Source organism: Polaromonas sp. P1_G1, assembly GCF_056405595.1.
In genome coordinates, this window is record NZ_JBFUBU010000023.1 from 1 (window position 1) to 21,821 (window position 21,821).

General features: G+C 65.1%; 17 protein-coding genes. 13 read left to right on the top strand and 4 right to left on the bottom strand.

Translation table 11 applies throughout. The features are described 5' to 3' along the window. Positions 1–211 precede the first annotated feature (211 nt). Positions 212–1,168, bottom strand: a complete 957-nt coding sequence (locus AC1D1Y_RS13055) for a DMT family transporter (RefSeq protein WP_477682696.1) — start codon at positions 1,166–1,168, stop codon at positions 212–214. 127 nt (positions 1,169–1,295) lie between these two features. On the opposite strand from AC1D1Y_RS13055, the gene AC1D1Y_RS13060 reads away from it, so the two are divergent. From AC1D1Y_RS13060 to AC1D1Y_RS13075, 4 genes are all read left to right on the top strand, one after another. Further along, on the top strand, positions 1,296–2,222 hold the full coding sequence (locus tag AC1D1Y_RS13060; RefSeq protein ID WP_477682697.1) for a LysR family transcriptional regulator: 927 nt from the start codon (positions 1,296–1,298) through the stop codon (positions 2,220–2,222). A gap of 88 nt (positions 2,223–2,310) precedes the next feature. Beyond that, positions 2,311–5,268 carry a DUF2339 domain-containing protein gene (locus tag AC1D1Y_RS13065; RefSeq protein WP_477682698.1) on the top strand — a complete coding sequence of 986 codons (2,958 nt, stop codon included), beginning with the start codon at positions 2,311–2,313 and terminating at the stop codon, positions 5,266–5,268. Beyond that, positions 5,265–6,707, top strand: coding sequence for a DUF3999 domain-containing protein (locus AC1D1Y_RS13070; protein ID WP_477682699.1), 1,443 nt, complete (start codon positions 5,265–5,267; stop codon positions 6,705–6,707). The genes AC1D1Y_RS13065 and AC1D1Y_RS13070 overlap by 4 nt, the downstream gene beginning before the upstream one ends. A 28-nt stretch (positions 6,708–6,735) precedes the next feature. Then, positions 6,736–7,392, top strand: coding sequence for an FABP family protein (locus AC1D1Y_RS13075; protein WP_477682700.1), 657 nt, complete (start codon positions 6,736–6,738; stop codon positions 7,390–7,392). On the opposite strand, the gene AC1D1Y_RS13080 is transcribed toward AC1D1Y_RS13075, so the two are convergent. Beyond that, positions 7,389–7,874, bottom strand: coding sequence for an Lrp/AsnC family transcriptional regulator (locus AC1D1Y_RS13080; RefSeq protein ID WP_477682701.1), 486 nt, complete (start codon positions 7,872–7,874; stop codon positions 7,389–7,391). The genes AC1D1Y_RS13075 and AC1D1Y_RS13080 overlap by 4 nt on opposite strands. Before the next feature lie 133 nt (positions 7,875–8,007). On the opposite strand from AC1D1Y_RS13080, the gene glmS reads away from it, so the two are divergent. Beyond that, a complete protein-coding gene (glmS, locus tag AC1D1Y_RS13085) occupies positions 8,008–9,858 on the top strand; it encodes a glutamine--fructose-6-phosphate transaminase (isomerizing) (RefSeq protein WP_477682702.1) in 1,851 nt (616 codons plus the stop codon). A gap of 298 nt (positions 9,859–10,156) precedes the next feature. On the opposite strand, the gene AC1D1Y_RS13090 is transcribed toward glmS, so the two are convergent. Beyond that, complete coding sequence (locus AC1D1Y_RS13090) at positions 10,157–11,062, bottom strand: LysR family transcriptional regulator (RefSeq protein WP_477676438.1); 906 nt, start codon at positions 11,060–11,062, stop codon at positions 10,157–10,159. A gap of 87 nt (positions 11,063–11,149) precedes the next feature. Between AC1D1Y_RS13090 and mdlC the strand changes: the two genes are divergently transcribed. From mdlC to AC1D1Y_RS13130, 8 genes are all read left to right on the top strand, one after another. Beyond that, positions 11,150–12,781, top strand: a complete 1,632-nt coding sequence (mdlC, locus tag AC1D1Y_RS13095) for a benzoylformate decarboxylase (protein ID WP_477682703.1) — start codon at positions 11,150–11,152, stop codon at positions 12,779–12,781. A gap of 43 nt (positions 12,782–12,824) precedes the next feature. Beyond that, positions 12,825–14,276, top strand: coding sequence for an aldehyde dehydrogenase (locus AC1D1Y_RS13100; RefSeq protein WP_477682704.1), 1,452 nt, complete (start codon positions 12,825–12,827; stop codon positions 14,274–14,276). Between the two features lie 17 nt (positions 14,277–14,293). Beyond that, positions 14,294–15,259, top strand: a complete 966-nt coding sequence (locus AC1D1Y_RS13105) for a Bug family tripartite tricarboxylate transporter substrate binding protein (RefSeq protein WP_477682705.1) — start codon at positions 14,294–14,296, stop codon at positions 15,257–15,259. A 130-nt stretch (positions 15,260–15,389) separates the two neighbouring features. Next, positions 15,390–17,060 (top strand): FAD-dependent oxidoreductase, encoded by a 1,671-nt coding sequence (locus AC1D1Y_RS13110; RefSeq protein ID WP_477682706.1) that lies wholly within the window; start codon positions 15,390–15,392, stop codon positions 17,058–17,060. 34 nt (positions 17,061–17,094) lie between these two features. Then, positions 17,095–18,060 (top strand): Bug family tripartite tricarboxylate transporter substrate binding protein, encoded by a 966-nt coding sequence (locus AC1D1Y_RS13115; RefSeq protein ID WP_477682707.1) that lies wholly within the window; start codon positions 17,095–17,097, stop codon positions 18,058–18,060. Between the two features lie 17 nt (positions 18,061–18,077). Then, complete coding sequence (locus tag AC1D1Y_RS13120; RefSeq protein WP_477682708.1) at positions 18,078–18,947, top strand: intradiol ring-cleavage dioxygenase; 870 nt, start codon at positions 18,078–18,080, stop codon at positions 18,945–18,947. 10 nt (positions 18,948–18,957) lie between these two features. Then, on the top strand, positions 18,958–19,275 hold the full coding sequence (locus AC1D1Y_RS13125; RefSeq protein WP_477682709.1) for a Dabb family protein: 318 nt from the start codon (positions 18,958–18,960) through the stop codon (positions 19,273–19,275). Next, entirely contained in the window at positions 19,272–20,360 is a 1,089-nt protein-coding gene (locus tag AC1D1Y_RS13130; RefSeq protein WP_477682710.1) for a maleylacetate reductase, read from the top strand. Before AC1D1Y_RS13125 ends, AC1D1Y_RS13130 begins: the two co-directional genes overlap by 4 nt. 62 nt (positions 20,361–20,422) lie before the next feature. Here AC1D1Y_RS13130 and AC1D1Y_RS13135 read toward each other — a convergent pair whose 3' ends face one another. Further along, entirely contained in the window at positions 20,423–21,796 is a 1,374-nt protein-coding gene (locus AC1D1Y_RS13135) for a sigma-54 interaction domain-containing protein (RefSeq protein WP_477682711.1), read from the bottom strand. Between the last annotated feature and the right edge of the window lie 25 nt (positions 21,797–21,821).

A 21,821-nucleotide genomic window follows, 5' to 3' on the forward strand; every position in this document is an offset into this window, starting at 1 on the left:
TATAGCGAGACCCCGTCTGGACCGAGCACCGCAGGTTGCCCGCAGCGAAGCGGAGGGACGCAGCAACCAGGGTCGCCTTTTCTTTTGCTTACTTTTCTTTTGGCGAAGCAAAAGAAAAGTGAGTAGCCGCCGGGCTACCCCCGGCCAGCAGAACATAGAAGAGAGAACAGAGGAAGCGCGGACAGCCGGCGCAAGACCCGGCGAGAAAACCCTACTTAACCCGATTCACCAAAAACACCCCAAATATCGCCAACCCCCCACCCGCCAGCAGGCTGACGCTCAAAGGCTCACCCAGAATCAACCACCCCAACAGCACCCCAAAAACCGGCACCAGGTTGTTGAACACCACAGTCCGCGCAGCGCCCAGCTGTCGCAGGCCCTCGTAGTACCAGACAAAGGCCACGGCCGTGCCGAGCACGCCCAGGAACACCAGGCCGGCCCAGACTTCGGGAGTGAACGACGCGGCATTCACGTGGGGGAGGTCGCGCAGCGCCAGCAGGCCTAAAAACAACGTGCCCCAGATCGCGGCCCACAGCGTGGCCAGCACAGGTGACAAGCCTTGCAGCAGCTTGCGGCCCACCAGGGTGTAGACGGCCCAGGCGCAGACCGCGCCGAACATCGCGAGTTCGCCCTTGCCCAGCGACTGCATGATCTGCGAGAGGTCGCCGCGGGTCACCACTACCCAGACGCCGAGCAGGGCCAGCGCCACGCCCAGCCAGCGTGTGGCCGACAGCCGGTCGCCCAGCAGCGCGGCGGCGATCAGCAGCGTGACCACCGGGTTGAGGGCGATGATCAGTGAGGTGCGGCCGGCCGGCAGCACCGACAGCGCGGTGAAGAACAGCAGGTTGTAGGCAAAGATGCCGGTCGCGCCCAGCGCCATGGTGCCCAGCAACTGGCGCCGCGTGATGCGCGTGATGGCGCGCAGGCCTTCGGTGAAATGCAGGGCCGCCAGCAGCGCCAGCGTGGCGAACACAAAGCGGATAAAACCCGCCGTGGCCGGCGGCAGATGGGCCGAGATCACGCGCCCCGCGATGAAGGTGCCGCCCCAGAGCACCGGCACGCAGGTCAGGCGCAGGTAAAGGCCCCAGAGCTTGCCGCCTGAGGGGCTGGGGGTATGCGAGAGGGATGTGGCGGAAGCCAGGGAGGCGGATGGGGTGGCAGTCGTCATTGGAGGCTAGGCGGGTGTTGGAAGGAAACCCGTAAATAAGGTAGATTGATGCATGAGATTAGTTGTTAAATCACTCACTATCAAATGAGTGTTTGCTCATGAATATCTGTAAAAGGATTGACACATCATGACCCTGGCCCAGCTCGAAGTGCTGATCACCCTGGACGAATGCCGCAGCTTTTCGCGCGCGGCCATGCGCCTGGGCACCACCCAGTCGGCCGTCAGCCATGCGCTGCGCGCGCTGGAAACCGAATTCGGCGTCAAGCTCGCGCTGCGCGATGCCTCGGGTGTTTCCATGACCGATGCCGGCGAGCGCCTGCTGCTGCGCGCCCGCGAAATGACGGCCCTGGCCGCCACCATGGCGCAGGAGCTCGGCGACGCCCGGGAACTGAAGACCGGCACGCTGCGCATAGGCTCCTTCGGCCCCACCTCCACCGTCAACCTGCTGCCGCCTTTGCTGGCCGCCTTCAAGCAAGGCCATCCCGGCGCGCAGGTGCGCATCGAGGAGGAAAGCGATGAGGTCGTCGACGACTGGCTGCTGCAAAAGCGCGTGGAGCTCGGTTTCGTCGTGGTGCCCGACGAGCGCTTTGAAGTGCTGCCGCTGGTGCAGGACGAGTTCGTCGCCATCCTGCCGGCCGGCCACGCGCTGGCCGCGCACGCCGCCGTGCCCATCAGCGCGCTCACCGGCCTGGACTTCGTGCTGACCGAGGCCGGCTGCGGCCCCGTCATCGTGCCCATCCTGCAAAAAAACATCACGCGGCCCAAGGTGCTGTACCACTTCACGCAAATCATCTCCATCCTGCAGTTCGTGCAGCGTGGCCTGGCGGTCTCCGTCGCCGCGCGGCTGGCGCTGCCCGATGCGCCCGAAGGCGTGGTCTACCGGCCGCTGCTGCCCGCGCAGCCGCGCACCGTCGGCCTGGCCTGCCTGGACGTGGCCAAACTTTCGCCGCTGGCGCGGGCCTTCTGGGAAACCGCGCGGGAGCAGGGCAGGTCAAAAACCGCGGCGGCCGGCAAGGTCCCGGCCAGGCCGCGCGCCGTGCCTGTCGTCGCCTGACACGCGCATACAGCCTTCTTCCCTCGGACGTCGTCACCAACCCCATCAAGTACTATCAGCCCATTCATAAAAGAGGGGGGCTGAAGCCATGATCGTCTGGAGCATTGTGTGGGGCATCGTTCTGGGATGGTTGTGGCCGGGCCATGGCGACGCCGGTCCTTTTGTGGGAGGCTTCCTCGGCTTCTTTGCCGGCCTGTCGCTGCGCTGGGCGGTGCGGGCCGAAGTGGAGGCCATGCGGAAAAAAGCGCCGCAACCGGTGACGCCCGCCGCTCGCCAGGCGACGGTCGCGCCTGTCGCTGCAAGTGCGCCAAACGCCGCCGCACCCAGGGATTTCGAAGACACCAGCCCGCTGCCCGTTGCCTCAGCACCGGCCAGCGCCGCCGACAACGAAGCGGCACCGGCGCCGGCGCAAGTGCCTGACCTGACCCCCAACGGCCTGCCGCGCACGCAGCCCGCCACAATTGCCGCTACGCCCGCCAGGCCCGCCACCACCACCCGGTCCGCCTACAAACCGGCCGAACCCAATCCGGTGGAGCTGGCCCTGCTCGCCGCCAAAAACTGGTTCCTGGGCGGCAACACCATCGTGCGCGTGGGCCTGGTCATCCTGTTCATAGGCCTGTCTTTCCTGGCGCGTTATGCCGCATCGGCCGGCCTGTTCCCGGTCGAGTTCCGGCTCGCGGCCATAGGCGCGGCGGCCATCGCGCTGCTGGCCGTGGGATTTCGCAAGCGGGCCGACAAGCCCGGCTTCGCGCTCGCGCTGCAGGGCGCCGGCGTCGCGGTGATGTACCTCACGGTGTTCGCGGCTTTCCGCCTCTACGGCCTGCTGGATCCGCTGCCGGCCTTCGCGCTGATGATCATCGTCTGCGGCCTGAGCTGCGCACTGGCGCTGCTGCAGAATTCGCGAGCGCTCGCGGTGGCGGCCTTCGCCGGCGGCTTTGCCGTGCCGCTGTTGCTGTCGACAGGGCAGGGCAGCCACGTTGGGCTCTTCAGTTATTACACGCTGCTCAACCTGGCGATTCTGTTCATCGCGTACAAGCGTTCCTGGCGCATCCTCAATGTGGTCGGTTTCATCGCCACCTTCGGCGTGGCCACGGCCTGGGGAATTCTCAAGTACGTACCCGAGAACTACGCCAGCGCCCAGCCTTTCCTCATCGGTTTCGTATTGATCTACCTGTTCACCGCCATCCTGTATGCGCGCAACACGCCGACCCGGCTGGGCAATGCGGTGGATTCCATGCTGGTCTTCGGCACGCCGCTCGTGGGCTTCGGCCTGCAGGCTGGGCTGGTGCGCGGCATGGAACTGGGCGCGGCCTTCTCGGCGCTGGGCTTTGCCGCGCTCTACCTGTTCACGGCCATGCTGCTGGCGCGGCGCGCGCTGGCCAGCTACCGCCTGCTGATTGAATGCTTTATTGCCGTGGGCGTGGGTTTTGCCACGCTGGCCGTGCCGCTGGCGCTCGATGCGCAGTGGACCTCGGCCGTCTGGGCGCTCGAAGGCGCGGGCGCTTTCTGGRTCGGCATGCGCCAGGCGCGCTGGATGCCGCGCGCCTTCGGTCTGCTGCTGCAGGGTGTCGCGGCCATGGCTTTCCTGGGCGGGCTGGACAACGCCACCGGCGGCCTGGGCAGCCACGTGTATGCCATTCCTTTCGGCAACCCGGCCTTCATAGGCGCGATGCTGATCGCCTTGCCCGCGCTGCAACTGGCCTGGTGGCTGCGCCGGCCCCTGCCGCACAGCGAGTCTTCGTGGGCCAAGGCCTATGCGGGCGTGGAGTCCTGGCTTTCCGTTCCCGTGTACCTCTACGGCTTTTCCTTCTGGTGCCTGGGTTGGCTGCTCGAAATCGCGCGCCGCGTGCCGGCGCTGGAAGCCGACGCCATGCCCCGGCATGTCTTCAGCGATCGCACCACCGGCCTCCTCATGATGCTGGCCGTCGTCGCCAGCATGGCCCTGTCCATGCTGCTGGGCCTGAAGAAGCAGTGGCCGGTCGCGACCTGGCCCGCGCGCATCAGCGTCGCCGTGCTGGCACTGGGCTACCTTGCGCAAACCGGCGAAGGCTACCGCGTGCTGGCCACACCGGCCTGGGCCGTCTGGCCGGTGGTGTTGGTGCTGCACTACTGGATGCTGCGGCAGACCGACCGCCTGGCCCAGGCCCCGGTTATGGCGGGCGGCGCGGGCCGCGTGTCGCCCTTCGGCTTCCTGCATGCGGCGGGCGCCTGGCTGGTCACGGTGCTGCTGGCCGACTGCCTGTGGTCCGGCATTGGCAAGGCCGAACTCTGGCGCACCTCCTGGGCCGGCGTGGTGCTGCTGGTCAGCGCCATCGCCGTGCTCATGCTGCTGGCCACCTGGGCCGGCAAGGCCAACCGGCAGGCGCAGCGCCAGGCCTTCGCCTGGCCGCTGAACCCGCATGCGCAGGCCTACTACTGGCTGGCGGCCCTGCCGCTGGCGGTGCTGGTCTTCTGGGGGACGCTGGCCGCTGCCATCCATTCCTCGGGCCACACCGCGCCCCTGCCTTACATCCCGCTGCTCAACCCGACCGACCTGACCCTGGCGCTCGCGCTGGGTGGGCTGGTGTTCTGGCGCCGTGTGCTGGTGACGGCCGTACCGGCGCCTGCCGGCTCGGCCTGGGCCACCGGCCGCAATGCGCTGGTGGCGCTGGCCCTGCTGGTGTTCATCGCGGTCAACACCGTGTGGCTGCGCGTCGCCCACCATTTCTTCGGTGTGCGCTGGGATGCCGACGCGTTGTTCGCCAGCTTTGTGGTGCAGACCGGCTACGCGATCCTGTGGACGCTGCTGGCGCTGAGCCTGATGGTGCTGGCGCACCGCCGCGTGCAGCGGCCGCTGTGGCTGGTGGGCGCGGGCCTGCTGGGCCTGGTGGTCGTCAAGCTGCTGCTGATTGATTTGTCGAACGCCGGCGGCGCCGAACGCATCATCGCCTTCATCGTGGTCGGCGTGCTGATGCTGGTGGTCGGCTACTTCGCGCCGCTGCCGCCCAAGGCGCAGGCCGCCGCGGCCCCCAATGCCCCTGACCTGAAAGAAGAGGCCCTGCCATGAAAAAGTTCGAGTACGCCCGGTTCTTGATGCTCGCGCTGTCGGCCGGCCTGGCCGCGCCGCTGCCGGTGCTGGCCGCCGATGCGCCAGACGCCGCCAACGCCAAGTCCTATGCCGTGCGCATCCCCGTCACGCCCGCGCCCGACGCGCCGCTGCAGCGCCTGCTGCTGCCGGCCGAGGCGCTGGTGCGGTTGCAAAGCCCGGCCTATGCCGACCTGCGAATCTTCAACGCGGCAGGCCAGCCCGTGCCCATGGCGCTGGCCAGCGTGCCCACGCCGACCTCCACGCAGGAGCACAGCGTCAAGCTGCCCGCCTATCCCATCCTGGGCGCGGAAGGCGCCGCCGCGGGGCTCGAAGGCCTGTCGCTGCGCATCGAAGAGCGCCAGGGTAAACGTGTGGTGCAACTCAACACCACTGGCACCAGCACCACCGCTTCGGCGGCCGCGCCGCAAAAAGTGCTGGGCGCGCTGCTCGATGCGCGCAAGCTCAAGGAGCCTGTGGCCAGCATGACGCTGGACGCCGACCTCCCGGTCGGCCAGCCCGTCACCTTCAATGTGCAAGCCAGCAAGGACCTCAAGAACTGGCGCCCGCTGGCTGACACCGTGCTCTACCGCGCGGACGCTTCGGCCTCGGCGGCCAGCCTGGGCGATACCCGCCTGGATCTGTCCATGGCCGACCTCAAGGACCACTACCTGCGCATCAGCTGGGGCAGCGCCGCCGTCACCGTGCGCGGCGCGACGCTGCTCACCACGCAAAGCACGGTCGTGCGCCAGCGCGTCAGCGCGACCATGGCCACGCCCGCACTGACCAATGCGCATGAACTGAGTTTTTCCTTGCCGTTTGCTACACCGGTGGCCGCGCTCCGGATCACGCCGCAGGGCAGCAACGTGCTGGTGCCTATCCGCGTGCTGGGCCGCAACCATCGCGAGCAACCCTGGGCCTTGTTGGCCAGCTCGGTGGTCTACCGCCTGGGCGCGGCCGGCAAGGAGCAGTCCAGCGGCCCGGTCGACCTGCAGGGCGCTTCGGTGCGCGAAGTGAAGATAGAAGCCGATGCCAAGACACCGGGCTTTGCCGCCGCACCCGAGATCACGCTGCAGTTCGAGCCCGCGCAACTCGTGTTCCTGGCCAGCGGACAGGGCCCGTTCACGCTGGCGGCCGGACTGACGGGCCCGGCGAGCGCCGCCGCTGCCTTTTTGCCCATGGCCAGCCTGATCCCCAACTACCAGGCCTCACAAGAAAACGCGCTGCCCCTGGCGCAGGCCGATGTGGCCAAAGCCGACGTCACCGGCGGCGGCCTGGCCGGCCCGCTGGTGGCCGGCTCGCCGCAGGGCGACGGCTTGCCCACGCGCAGCCTGGTGCTCTGGGGCATCCTGCTGCTCGGTGTGCTGGCGCTGGCCGGCATGGCATGGGGCCTGCTTAAACAAACCAAAAAAGCGGACTGATTCACCTTCGATTGGCTGGAATGACATCATGAGCACCGAGACCTTCCCCCAAGACATCTATACCGAGCCCGAGGTCGACCCCGACACCCTCGCCAATCTGGGCCCCTTGCGCGCCATGGCCGGCATCTGGGAAGGCGCGCGCGGCGCCGACGTCAAACCCGTGGTTACCGGCACCAAGACGCAGGCCTATATCGAGCGCTATGAGTTGCACCCCATAGACGCGCAAACCAATGGCCCGCAGGCGCTGTACGGTTTGCGCTACCACACCTTCATCCACAAACCCGGCTTCACCAAGACCTATCACGACCAGGTCGGCTACTGGCTGTGGGAGCCGGCCACCAGCACCATCTATCACACGCTCGCGATCCCGCGCGGCCAGGTCGCCATGGCCAGCGGCAAGGTCGCCGCCGATGCGACGCAGTTCGAGCTGGTTTCTGAGCGCGGCAGCCTGACCAATGGCATCGTGTCCAACCCGTTCATCGAGCATGCTTTCACGACGCTGTCCTGGCGCATAGCGGTCACGCTCAATGCCGACGGCAGCTGGTCCTACTTCCAGACCACGGTGCTGCAGATAGAGGGCCGCGACCAGCCCTTCGACCACACCGACCGCAACACGCTGGTCAAGGTCGGCGAGCCCGCGCTTAACCCCAAGGCGCTGGCAAAGCAGCAGGGCACTACAGCCTAAGCTGTCAGCAACACCCGCGGCTCAAACTTCGCGCGCCGCGTGCTGAAGAAGGCCTTCACGTTGCGCACGTTCGCATCGCTGGTGAACAGCCGCTGCGCCAGCGCCAGGTAGCGCGGCATGTCGGCGACGTGCACTACCAGCATGAAGTCCGGCCCGGGCGAGACGCGGTAGCACTGTTGCACGGCCTCGTCGGTGATCACGCGCGCCTCAAACGCTTCCTGCTGTTCAGCGCCTTGCCGCTCCAGCGTGATCTCGACCAGCGCCGTGAGCCCGTGGCCGGTAACGGCGGCCAGCTTGTCGACATTGAGCAGCGCCACGTCGCGCTCCACCAGCCCCGCATCACGCAGGCGCTTGACGCGGCGCAAACAGGTCGGCGGCGAGATGTGGACGCGCTCGGCCAGCGCCTGATTGCTCAGCGAGGCATCGGTCTGCAGGCTGTCGAGCAGCTTGAGGTCGGTTTCATCAAGGGCTATTTGTTCCATAAACTGACTTTAAATGAAATTAGATTCAATCATTAAAGATTAATGAAATTAAATTCCATTAATCATGAAAAATCAATCACATAACAAAATAGCAAGCACGTAGCATCCACTCATTGTTTTTCAGGAGACCTCCATGTGTGGCATCGTTGCTTCCGTTTCGACCCGAAATATCGTTCCCATCCTGGTGCAGGGTTTGCAGCGCCTCGAATACCGCGGCTATGACTCCTGCGGCGTCGCCGTCTACAACGGCGGCCTCAAGCGCGCACGCAGCACCTCACGCGTGGCCGAACTGCAGGAACAGGTCGCCCACGACAAGCTCGAAGGCGCCACCGGCATTGCCCACACGCGCTGGGCCACCCATGGCGCACCCGTCGTGCACAACGCGCATCCCCACTTCAGCCACGGCAGCGGCGCCGCATCGCAAGCCAAGCCCGGCAAGATGGCACTGGTGCACAACGGCATCATCGAGAACTACGAAGAGCTGCGCGCCGGCCTCAAGGCCAAGGGCTACGTCTTTGAAAGCCAGACCGACACCGAGGTCATCGTGCACCTGATGGACAGCCTGTATGACGGCGATTTGTTCGAAGCCCTCAAGGCCACCGTCGCGCAGCTGCACGGCGCGTATGCCATCGCCGCCTTCTGCAAGGACGAACCGCACCGCGTCGTCGGCGCGCGCGCAGGCTCGCCGCTGATCCTGGGCGTCGGCAAGGACAAGTCCGAGAACTTCCTGGCCAGCGACGCCATGGCCCTGGCCGGCGTGACCGACCAGATCGTCTACCTTGAAGAAGGCGACATGGTCGACATCCAGCTCGGCAAATACTGGATCGCCGGCAAGGACGGCAAACCCGCGCAGCGCGAGGTCAAGACCGTGCAGGCCCACAGCGGCGCCGCCGAACTCGGCCCTTACCGCCACTACATGCAGAAAGAAATTTTTGAGCAGCCGCGCGCGATTGCCGACACGCTCGAAGGCGTCGAAGGCATAGTGCCCGAGCTGTTCGGCGACCAGGCCTTCCGTGTGTTCAAGGAGATCGACTCCGTCCTCATCCTGGCCTGCGGCACCAGCTACTACAGCGGCTGCGCCGCCAAGTACTGGCTTGAAGCGATCGCCGGCATCCCCACGCAAGTCGAGGTCGCCAGCGAATACCGCTACCGCAGCTCCGTGCCCAACCCGAAAACGCTGGTCGTCACCATCACCCAGAGCGGCGAAACCGCCGACACCCTGGCCGCGCTGCGCCACGCGCAAAGCCTGGGCATGACGCAGACCCTGACCATCTGCAACGTCTCCACCTCGGCCATGGTGCGCGAATGCAAGCTCGCCTACATCACGCGCGCCGGCGTCGAGATCGGTGTCGCCTCCACCAAGGCCTTCACCACCCAGCTCGCGGGCCTGTTCCTGCTCACGCTGGCCTTGGCCCAAAGCAAAGGCAAGCTCAGCGAGGAAGAAGAAGCTGGCCACCTCAAGGCCATGCGCCACTTGCCCGCCGCCCTGCAAGCCGTGCTGGCGCTGGAGCCGCAAGTCATCAGCTGGGCCGAAGACTTCGCCAAAATGGAAAACGCGCTCTTCCTCGGCCGCGGCCTGCATTACCCCATCGCGCTCGAAGGCGCGCTCAAGCTCAAGGAAATCAGCTACATCCACGCAGAGGCCTACCCCGCCGGTGAACTCAAACACGGCCCCCTGGCCCTGGTCACCAGCGAGATGCCCGTCGTCACCGTCGCGCCCAACGACGCGCTGCTCGAAAAACTCAAAAGCAACATGCAGGAAGTCCGCGCCCGCGGCGGCGTCCTCTACGTCCTCGCCGACGCCGACAGCCACATCGAAAGCGGCGAAGGCCTGCACGTGATCCGCATGCCCGAACACTACGGCGCACTGAGTCCGCTGCTGCATGTGGTGCCGCTGCAGCTGCTGGCGTATCACACGGCTGTGGCGCGGGGGACGGATGTGGACAAACCTCGCAACTTGGCAAAGTCTGTGACCGTCGAATGACGGTCACAGGTGCGCGCTAGCGCACTGCGAGGTTTGGTGGACGCTCACTTCGCGTAGCGAAGTTACGTGGCCACACACGCCAAGAAACTTGGCTAAATTCGTCACTGTCGAGTGACGGATTTGGGCGGCATGCAATACCGCCGGCGAAGCAGCCAGGTTTATCGGTTTGGGGTGTTGAATTTCATCGAAATCTGACCCGCCTATGAAGTGGACCCCATGGACTGGACCAGAGGGGGAGGATGAGCTGATACGCTTTGACGTCCAGCAGGTAGCTTGCCACCGCGCGAGACTAAATATTTCATGGCGGATCGCCTGTGAAGAGCTCCACAAACAGACGCCGCAGCCATTGATGAGCCGGATCGAGGTTGAACCGGCGGCTCCAGTGCAGTGATACGGTGAAGGTGCTGCGCGGCAAGGTGTTCGACAGCAAGGCGTAGCGTTCGGTATTTACGAATCTCAGCGCGATGGCGCGCGGCATCACCACCGCGAGGTCCGTGCGCTCAATGATCGCGGGCAGTGCTAGAAAGTGTTCGGACGTCAACACTAGCCTGCTGTCCAACCCGAGTTCCTGGAGGATGCGGAAAGTCTCGGCGTGCGAGCGCACGGCGACGAACTCCAGCCGGCGCAGGTCCTTCACCTTGGGTGGTTTTTGCTTCGCCGCGAGCAGCGGATGACCCGCGCGCACCAGGACTGCGTAGCGGTCGGTTAGCAATTCCATCCGCTCCGTCCCGCTGACGGAGGGCAGGAACCCCAAGGCAAAGTGGATGGCGCCGGTCTCGAGCGCATCGGCGATCTGGGCGTGGGGCAGCGGTGCTGTCTGTACGCGTATGCCCGGCGCTTCACGGTGCAGCGCGGCCACCAGCTCGGGCAGCAGCCGGGCCTCGCCGATGTCGCTCATGTGCAGGCGCAGCGTCATGGTCGAGCGGGAGGGATTGAATGCATCGTCATCCCTGAGTACGTCCTGGATAGACGCGATCGCCGGCTGGACCACGCTGGCCAGGCGTTCGGCGCGCAGCGTCGGACGCATGCTTCCGCCGGTGCGGACAAACAAGGCGTCGCCGAGCGCGAGCCGCAGTCGCGTCAAGCCCTGGCTGGCCGCGGGTTGCGAGAGGCCCAGGGCATCCGCCGCGCGGCTGACGCTGCCCAGCCGATAAACCGCTTCGAAGAGCCGAAGGAGGTTCATGTCGAGCTGGTCAATATGCATTCTGTGGATTTTACGGTATACGGTTCATTGCATTGACGCATGTAACCGCCCTTGCGAGACTTGGCTTCTTTCAAGTTGGAGACATCGATGGATCAACGTGTCGCGCCTGCTGTGCCAGGCCAGGACGAAGTGACGGAGCGGGTGACGGTTCGCGAGGCGGTGTTCCGCTTGCTGCGCTCGTTCGGCATGACGTCCATCTTCGGAAATCCCGGTTCGACTGAGCTTCCCATGTTCATGGACTTCCCGGACGACTTCCACTACGTGCTGGCGTTGCAGGAATGCGTCGTGCTGGGCATGGCCGACGGCTATGCGCAGGCGACGCGCAACGCGGCCTTCGTGAACCTGCACTCGGCCGCGGGTGTAGGCCACGCGATGGGCAATATCTTCACCGCCTTTCGCAACCGCACGCCACTGGTGATCACAGCTGGCCAGCAGGCGCGCTCCATCCTGCCCTTCGATCCTTTTCTCGGGTCCATGCAGGCCGCCGAGCTTCCGAAGCCGTACGTGAAGTGGAGTGTTGAGCCCGCACGCGCAGAGGATGTGCCCCTGGCGATCGCGCGCGCTTATTACATCGCCATGACGCCGCCATGCGGGCCGGTGCTGGTGTCGGTCCCCTCGGATGACTGGGCCGTGAAGACACTGCCGGTCGACGCGCGCGAAGTCAGCCGTTACCTGCGCCCCGAGCCCGGTCTCCTAGCCAAAATTGGCGACGCGCTGGACGCCGCCCGTGCGCCGGCGATTGTGGTCGGCGCGTCGGTCGACCGCGACGGCGCCTGGAACGAGGCGGTCAAGCTGGCGGAGCGCCACAACGCGCGCGTGTATGTCGCACCCATGTCCGGGCGTTGCAGCTTCCCGGAAGATCATCCGCTGTGGGCCGGTTTCCTGTCGGCGATGCGTGAGCGAATCGTTGAGCGGCTGGCCAGCCACGACCTGGTGTTCGCCCTTGGAGCGCCGGCATTCACCTATCACATCGAGGGAGCCGGGGGCGCGCACTTGCCCGACGGAGCCCGGCTTGTGCAGTTGACCGAAGACCCCCAGGTCGCCGCCTGGGCGCCGACGGGAACCTCGGTGGTCGGCAGCATCCGGCTTGGCTTGCTGGATCTGCTGGACCGCCCCGCGCCCGCGCCCAGGGCCGCGCCACCGGTGCATGCGCGGCCCGCGCGCGTGCCCGAGCCTTCGCCGGGCGAGCGCCTGCCGGTGGCCTGGGTGTTGCAGACGCTCACCGATGTGCGTCCGCGCGACAGCATCATCGTTGAAGAGGCGCCCAGTGCGCGGCCCGTCATGCACGGTCATCTGCCGATTTTCGAGTCGGAAACTTTTTACACCATGTGCAGCGGAGGCTTGGGCTGGGGCTTGCCCGCGTCGGTCGGCATTGCCATGGGCAAGCCGGGCGCCCGCGTCATCGCGCTGGTGGGGGACGGCTCCGCGATGTACGCGATCCAGGCGCTGTGGAGCGCCGCGCAGCTCGGCCTGGCCATGACCATCGTGATCCTGAATAACCGCCGTTATGCCGCGCTGCACGACTTCGCGCGCATCTTCGGCTACCGGGCCGATGAACCCGTGCCGGGAACCGAGCTTCCCGATCTCGACTTTGTTGGCCTGGCCGCGGCCCAGGGCGTTCGCGGGCTTCGCGTAGCGCGCGCCGACCAGCTTCGCCGGGCACTCGAACAGGCTTTGCAGTCCAGCGAGACTATGCTGGTCGAAGTCGAAATTGCCTGAGACAAACAACAAACACAATTCCAGAAACAAGGAGACAAAAGACATGAGCAAGATATCAATGCTGATCAACGGCGAGGCGCGGCAGGCAAGCAGCGGCGCCACATTCGAGCGCCGCAATCCGCTCGACGGCACGGTGGCGACCACTGCACCTGCGGCCACGGCGGCTGACGCGACCGCGGCGGTTGACGCCGCCGCCACCGCGTTCCAGACCTGGTCGCGCACCGGCCCCGGCGAGCGCCGCGCACTGCTGCTGAAGGCGGCGCACGCGCTCGAAGCCAAAGCGCAGCAACTGATGGCGGTCATGGCCGCGGAAACCGGTGCGGCCGCCCCCTGGGCAGGCTTTAACGTGCACCTGGCCGTGGGCATGCTGCAGGAAGCGGCCGGCCTCACCACGCAGATCAGCGGGGAAGTCATCCCCTCCGACGTGCCCGGCAGCCTGGCGCTGGCCGTGCGCCGTCCGGCCGGCGTGGTGCTGGGCATCGCGCCCTGGAACGCACCGGTCATCCTGGGCGTGCGCGCCATCGCGACGCCACTGGCCTGCGGCAACACGGTGGTATTCAAGGGCTCGGAACTGAGCCCCGCCACACACGGCCTGATTGTTGAGGTGTTCAAGGATGCGGGTTTTCCTCCGGGCGTCGTCAACTTCATCACCAACGCACCGGCTGATGCGCCGGCGGTGGTGGAAGCCATCATTGCCCATCCGGCCTTGCGCCGCGTGAATTTCACCGGGTCGACGCGGGTAGGCAAGATGATTGCGGCGACCTGCGCCAAATACCTCAAGCCGGCGGTTCTCGAGCTGGGGGGCAAAGCCCCGCTGGTGATTCTGGACGACGCCGACCTCGATGCCGCAGTCAACGCCGCGGCCTTCGGCGCCTTTGCCAACAGCGGCCAGATCTGCATGAGCACCGAGCGCATCGTGGTCGACAAGCGCATCGCCGGTGCCTTTGTGGAACGGCTTGCCGCGAAGGCGGTGAAGCTGCCGCTGGGGGACCCTCGCAAGGGGCCGGTGGTGCTGGGTTCGGTCGTCGACGCCAGCACGGTGGAACGCTGTAATGCGTTGATCGACGATGCCCTCGCGAAAGGCGCCACACTGGTCTGCGGCGGCAAGGCGGAGAACACCTTGATGCCCGCGACCCTGCTTGACCATGTGACGTCCGAGATGCGCATCTACCACGACGAGAGCTTTGGTCCGGTGAAACCCATCGTGCGTGTCGATGGCGTGGAAGAAGCCGTGCGGGTGGCCAATGACAACCCCTACGGCCTGTCGGCCGCAGTGTTCGGGCGTGACATCGCGCGCGCCTGGGAGGTGGCCAACCGTATCGACTCGGGTATCTGCCACGTCAACGGGCCCACCGTGCACGACGAGGCCCAAATGCCCTTCGGCGGTGTCAAGGATTCGGGTTACGGCCGTTTTGGCGGCCGCGCCGGCATCGATGCGTTCACCGAGCTGCGTTGGATTACGGTGCAAACCATCGCCCGCCACTACCCGTTTTGATGCAGGAGACACCCACAATGAAAACACTGCTCACAACCCTCGTGTTGGCGACCAGCCTGTGTATGGGCTCGCTCGCACACGCCCAGAACTGGCCAAACAAACCGATCAAGATCGTCGTTAACTTTGCGCCTGGCGGCGCGGCCGACCAGCTGGCCAGGCTGATCGCGCCGCCGCTGCACGAAGCGCTGGGCCAGCCGGTCCTGGTAGAGAACAAGGGCGGCGCGGGCGGCAACCTGGGCGCCGAGTCCGTCGTCAGGTCGCCGGCCGACGGCTACACCCTGCTCATGGCTTCCGGCGGCACGGTGTCCATCAATCCGCACCTGTACGCCAAGATGACCTTCGATCCGGCCAAGGACCTGGTGCCAGTGGCCTCGGTAGCCCGTGTTCCCTTCTATCTCGTGGTGCGTGCCGACAGCCCGGTCAAGGATTTCAAAGGTTTGATCGCCGACCTCAAATCCCACCCCGGCCAACGCGCCTTTGGCTCGCCTGGCAATGGCAGCTCGCCGCACCTGGCCACCGAGATGATGAAGAGCGAGACCGGGACATTCGCCGTGCACGTTCCCTACCGCGGTGCGGCACCGGCATTGACCGATCTCTTGGGCGGGCAGATCGACTTTCTGTTTGACCCTGGTATCGCGTTGCAGCATGTCAAGACCGGCAAGCTGCGCATGCTGGCGGTCGGCAGTCCGCAGCGCGCGCCCCAGGTGCCCGAGGTGCCCACCCTCAACGAACTGGGGCTCAAGGGTTTTGATGCCGATGCGGTGTTCGGCCTCTACGCACCCACAGGCACGCCGCAGTCCGTGATCGACCGTGTCAATACCGAAGTCAATCGAGTGCTGAACCAGGCGGCGACCAAGGAGCGCATCCTCGCGATCGGCAACGTGGCGTTGCCGCTCAAGCCTGCGGAGTTCGGGCGCAAGGGCGCTGAGGACTCCAAGCGCTTCGGCAAGCTGATCCGCGACCGGAAGATACAGGGCGACTGACAGCGGCGGCCCTTGCCGCCTGTCTATTGAGCTTTGCCTGTCGCATGGGCCGGTCACCCCGGCCATTGCGGCGTCGCCATGGCTGAGGACAAGGTCTTCAGCAAAAACCAACACAAAGGAATAAAACGCCATGCCTCTCCCATCCGAGCCGCACGTGCTAGAGACAGATGTTCTGGTCGCCGGCGGCGGCCCCTGCGGCCTCATGCTTGCGAATGAACTGGGCCGCCGCGGCGTGCGTTGCCTGGTGGTCGATGCCAAGCCCGACACCGCCTTCAACCCGCAAGCCAACGCCACCCAGGCCCGCACGATGGAGCACTTCCGGCGCCTGGGCTTTGCCCACGAGATTCGCGCGCTTGGGCTGCCCGCCGACCATCCGACCGATATCGCCTACTTCACGCGCTACGCGCGGCACGAACTCTCGCGCATCAGCCTGCCCACCGCGACCGAGGCACAGGTCAAGATCAAATCCATGACCGGCTCGTGGAGCGCGGCCGAACTGCCGCACCGTGTGTCGCAGAAATTCGTCGAGCAGGCCCTGCGCCGCCATGCCGAATCCTGGCCTTCGGCCGAACTGCGTTATGGCTGGTCGCTGGAGCGTTTCGCCGAAGAAGAAAACAGCGTGAACGCGACGGTTCGTCCCACCGCCGGTGGCCCGGCGCAGGAAGTGAAGGCTAGGTATCTGGTCGGCGCCGACGGCGCGCGCAGCTTCGTGCGCCGCCAGCTGGGCATCGAATGGGGCGGCGTCACCGGCATACAGCGCGAGTTTATGGGCGGAAAGATGTTCGCCGTCTACCTGCGCGCGCCGGGCTTTCTGTCAGTGCTTCAGCATCCCAAGGCCTGGATGTATGTCGCGGTCAACCACCAGCGGCGCGCCTTCATGGCCTCGGTAGACGGCGTGTCGGAATATGCCTTCCATGCGGCGCTGCGGCCCGGGGAAGACGCCGACAACTGGACCGAGGACGACGCCCGCCGCGTCTTCGCCGAAGCCGTCGGCATGGAACTGCCCGTCGAGATACTGTCGATGGGGACTTGGCTAGCCGGCCACGCCCTCGTCGCCCAGCGTTTCCAGCAGGGCCGGGTGTTTATCGCCGGCGATGCGGCCCACCTGTTCACGCCGACCGGCGGCCTGGGCTACAACACCGCGATTGAGGACGCGGTGAACCTGGGCTGGAAGCTCGCCAGCGTTGTGCGCGACCAGGCGCCCGCGGCGCTGCTGGACAGCTATGCAGCCGAGCGCAAGCCGCTGGCCGAACGCAATACCGGTTATGCACGGCGCTTTGCCGACTCGGTGGGCTTGTTTGTTGCCAAGGCCGAGCTCGACGAAGCTTCGCCGAAGGGCGATGCAGAGCGTGAACTTGCGGCCCGCTACTTCGGCGAGCACGCCAGGCTCGAATTCAACATTCCCGGCGTCACCTTCGGCGGCCGCTACGACGGATCGCCCATCGTCGCCGGCGACGGCGCGGCGCTGCCGCCCGATGAGCCCAACCGCTACATCGCTACTGCGAGCCCGGGAGGGCGTCCGCCGCATGCGTGGCTGGACGACGGCCGCTCGCTGTTTGATTGTTTCCACAGTGAATGGACGCTGCTCGCGCTGGGCCCGGATGTGCCTTCCACGGCCGCTTTCGAAGCCGCCGCGCGGGCGCTTTCAGTCGACCTGCGAGTGGTGCGGCTGCCGCAGGCCTCGCTGCGCGAGCTGTATGAAGCGCCGCTGGCACTCATACGCCCCGACCAGATTGTTGCCTGGCGCGGTTTGGCGGCGAGCGACGCGACGGCCGTGCTGATGCGCGTCACGGGCCGATGACAACACCGATAACAACACCCAGAAGGAGACTTGAATGAAAGCCCTCATCCGCCAACTTTTCCCGCTACAGGCTATTGCAACGGCTTTGGCGCTGCTGGCACCAGCGCAGGCCCAGACCTGGCCTACCAAGCCCGTGCGCATAGTGGCCTCCTTTCCTCCCGGAACACCGGGCGATGTGATTGCCAGGCTGATCCAGCCCGCCCTGCAGGCGGCGTGGAAACAGCCCGTCATTGTCGACAACAAGCCCGGGGCGGGCGGCAATATCGCGGCCGGGGAAGTGGCCCAGGCCAGGGATGAGCACACTCTGCTGGTCGGCCCCGACACCGTGCTCACGATTAACCCGCATCTTTATAAAAAGCTCGGCTTCGACCTGCGGCAGTCGCTCAAGCCGGTGACCTACTTCGCGAGCTTTAACCAGATGCTAGTCTGCAACCCGGCTTCCGGCGTCAATACACTCGCCAAGTTCACCCGGCTTCCCGCCACCAACACCTACGCCTCCGGCGGGCCCGGCACGCCCAGCCACATGGCCATGGAAATGCTGCTGGCGGCTACTGGCACCAAGCGGACTCATGTGCCCTACAAGGGGCCAGGGCCGGCCGCGCAGGACGTGCTCGCGGGCCATGTGGACTGCGGTTTTATCGTCTCTTCCGTGGTGCTACCGCATGTGCAGAGTAATCGGCTCCTGGCGGTCGCCGTCTCCAGCAAGGAACGCTCGGTACTCTTGCCCGCGGTGCCCACGGTGGCCGAGAGCGGCCACGCCGGCTTCGATGCGACCTTCTTCGAAACCTTGCTGGCGCCCGCAAGCCTGCCTGCCCCGGTCGCGGAGAAAATCCAGCGCGACGTGCGCGCCGCGCTGATGGCGCCGGCCATCAAGGCACGGCTGGCGGAAATGGACCTGCGCGTGGAGGCCGGCACGCCGCAGGAATCCGAGAAGCGCAGCCGCGAGGATTTCGCCAAGTGGGGGATGATTGCGCGGCAGACACAGCTCCAACTGGACTGAAAAAAAGGAAAGCCACCATGCGCAACCTTGACCGCAATACCATCACCGAAGCCGTGCTCGCGCGCCATGCCGCAGCGGAGGATCCGCGCTTCAAACACATCATGACCAGCCTGGTCAATCACCTGCATGCCTTCGCGCGCGAGGTTGAGCTTACCGAAGAGGAGTGGTTCAAGGGCATTGAATTCCTCACGCGCTGTGGCCATATCACCGACGACAGGCGTCAGGAGTTCATCCTGTTGTCCGACGTGCTGGGCCTGTCGATGTTGACGGTGGCGATGAACAACGACAAACCCCAGGGCTGCACCGAAGCCACGGTATTCGGCCCCTTCCATGTGGAGGGCGCGCCGCACTACGAACTCGGTGAGGACATCGCAAACGGTGCACGCGGAATTCCTTGCCTGGTTCGCGGCACGGTTCGCGGCGCGGCAGGGGAGGCTGTGCCGGGCGCCCACATCGATGTCTGGCAGTCCGACGAAGAGGGCCTGTATGACGTGCAGCACACTGAGATCGACCATGCGCAGGCACGCGGAACCTTCAATGCCGATGCGAAAGGGACCTACCACTTCCGCTCCATCCTGGCCGTTCCCTATGCGATACCGCATGACGGCCCGGTGGGCGACCTGCTCAAAGCCGCAGGCCGCCATCCGTGGCGGCCGGCCCATCTGCATTTCATGATCAAGGCCGATGGCTATGAAACACTGATCACCCATGTTTTCCGGGGCGATGACCCTTACCTCGACTCGGATGCCGTATTCGGCGTGCGCCAGTCCCTGGTGGCCGACTGGAAACCTCAGCCCGACGGTAGCTATCTCGTCGAGTACGACTTCGTGCTCAATCCTGTCAAACCAAGCCGTCCCATGCTCCTGCGTGGCGGCCTCGCGAACTGAGAGGCAGGAAATGATCCGTCATATCGTGATGTGGAAGGTACGCGCAGGCACACTCGAAGAGAAGCACGCCAACATCGAACGCGTGCGCCGCGAATTTCACGGATTGAAGGGACGCATTCCTGGGTTGATTCATCTGGAGATTGGCATCGATGTCAGCCAGGTTGACTACGCGTGCGACCTTGTGCTGTACAGCGAATTCGAGTCGCAGGCGGCGTTGGACGCGTATGCGAATCATCACGAGCATCTGCGGGTCAGGGACGAGCTGGTGGGAATCCGTATTGAGCGGCACCAGGTGGATTATGAAGCGGCTGGCGGGAGATACCCATGAAGGAATTCATCTACAGCGGTCATTCCTCGCGGGTGGTGTTTGGCGCCGGTTCCCTGAAACACCTCGAACGGGAGATCGAGTTGCTGGGAGCACGGAGAGCGCTGGTACTGTCGACACCCGAGCAGCGGAACCAGGCGCAGATGGTGGCGGATCGTATTGGACATCGCGCTGTCGGCATCTTCCCGAGAGCCATGATGCATGTACCGATGGAGACAGCACGCGAAGCGCGGGAGGAAGCGCGCCGACTGGGGGCAGATTGCGCGATTGCCATTGGCGGCGGCTCCACCACTGGCCTGGGCAAGGCAATCGCGCTGGATTCAGGTCTGCCCATTTTGGCCATCCCCACTACTTATGCCGGTAGCGAGATGACGCCGATCTACGGTATCACCGAGGCCGGATTGAAGAAGACCGGGAAAGATTTGCGCGCGCTGCCGCGCACGGTGATTTACGATCCGGAGCTGACCCTAACTTTGCCCGTGGCACTGAGTGTGACCAGCGGCATGAATGCGATTGCGCATGCCGTCGAAGGCCTATATGCACAGGACAGCAATCCGATAATGGACCTGATGGCCGAGGAAGGCATACGCGCTATCGCGCAGGCCTTGCCCGCTATCAGCCGGCGTGCCGATGATCTAGGTGCGCGTGGCGAGGCGCTGTACGGTGCCTGGCTCTGCGGCGTGGTGCTTGGCAATGTGGGGATGGCCTTGCACCACAAGCTGTGCCACACATTGGGCGGCAGCTTCAATCTGCCGCATGCCGAGGTGCACACCGTCGTATTGTCCCAAGCCGTGGCATTCAACGCGCAAGCCGCGCCAACGGCCATGGCCCGCATCTGCCGCGCCCTCGGAACCGCGGGCCGCGACAGCGCCGCGGCGGGGTTGTTCGACTTGGCCCGCGACAACGGGGCACCTGTGGCGCTAAAAGACATCGGCATGCAAGCAGTGGATCTAGATCACGCGGCCGACCTTGCGGTCCGCAATCCATACTGGAACCCGCGCCCGATCGGCCCAGCGCAGCGCGACGAAATCCGACAATTGCTGCAACGCGCCTATGAAGGCGTGCGGCCGGGGATGACCACTTACTAGGACAGTCTCTATTCCCGCGGAAAATCTTTGATTACCATGGATAACTACCTACACTAATTTCGTTATGTTGATGCCGGCGCGCGCCGAAGTTCGCGATACAAAGTTGCCCGGCTTATGCCGAGCCGGCGCGCAGCCTCGTCCTTGTCCCCCGCGGTCTCCGCGAGCGCCTTTCGTATATAGGCATCGCGCTCGCGATCCAAATGTGCCTGCAAAGTGGTCGTTATCGAGGTTCCACCCATTTCAGCGTCATCCCCCAGTCGTCTTGCTGGTCGCCCAGCCGGAAGGTCGGTATCGCCGGAAATCAGGAAGCGCAACACAGCTGCTTCTAACTGGCGCACGTTGCCCGGCCAGTCAAAGGCCAGCCATCGCGAGCGAACTGTTGGTGGCACCCGGCGACTTGGCAGACCCTCTCGCCGCGCCATGCGATCAAGCAGTTGCTCGATCATCCATTCAAGGTCATCGCGCTCACGTAAAGCAGGCATACGCACACCGAGTACGTTCAGTCGGTAATACAGATCAGCTCTAAACTGGCCGGCATCTACGCGGGCCTGTAGGTCGCGATGGGTGGCGCAAACAACTCGCGTATCGATCGGAATCGGTGAAACGCCACCGACTCGAACGATCTCCTGATTCTGAACAGCATGCAGAAGACTGGCCTGCAGGCTCAATGGCATGTCACCGATCTCATCGAGGAATAGCGTGCCCCCGCTCGCCAGTTCGAACTTGCCCGGTTTTCCGCGAGTTCGGGCTCCGGTGAAGGCGCCGCCTTCGTAGCCGAAAAGTTCCGCATCAATCAGCGACTCCGGAATCGAGGCGCAGTTGACCCATACGAATGGTCGCCGAGCTCGCGGTGACAGGGCGTGGATGGCGCTGGCTGCCAGTTCTTTTCCGCTTCCAGTCTCGCCCTGCACTAGCACCGGCAACGACAGCGGCGCAGCCTGTTCAATGGCTGCCCGCACAGCATGCATTCTTGCTCCGCGTCCCAAGATGTCCGCGAGCTTGTGCCGCGCGGTCCACGGTGTCGGCGAGCTGTGAATGGCACGGTCGCCGTCCGCAGCAACGGCAACCGCCTTTTTCAGCGCAGCCATATCGGAGAACAGAGCGAGGCCCACTGCGCCGATGATCCGTTCGTCCTGGTAGACAGGCACCTGGCGCGCCAGCAGCTGGTGGCCGTGGACTTCCAGCGTCATCATGGTCACGGTTGTGTCGCCCCGCGCAACATGATGGAGCCGAGTCTTTGGCGACACGACATCGGTGATGTGCCGGCCAATGAAATCCCCCGGTGAACCGCCCAGCAGGCGGCAATACGGCGCGTTGATCAGCACGACGCGCCCTTCGGTATCCACCGCGACGAGACAGTCGGACACGTGATCCAGCACGCGGCGCAGTAGCTCGGCTTCATTCTGGCCAGAGCCAAACCATTCTGGAAAAGGCATAACTTGTATCAATAATGAGATTTAG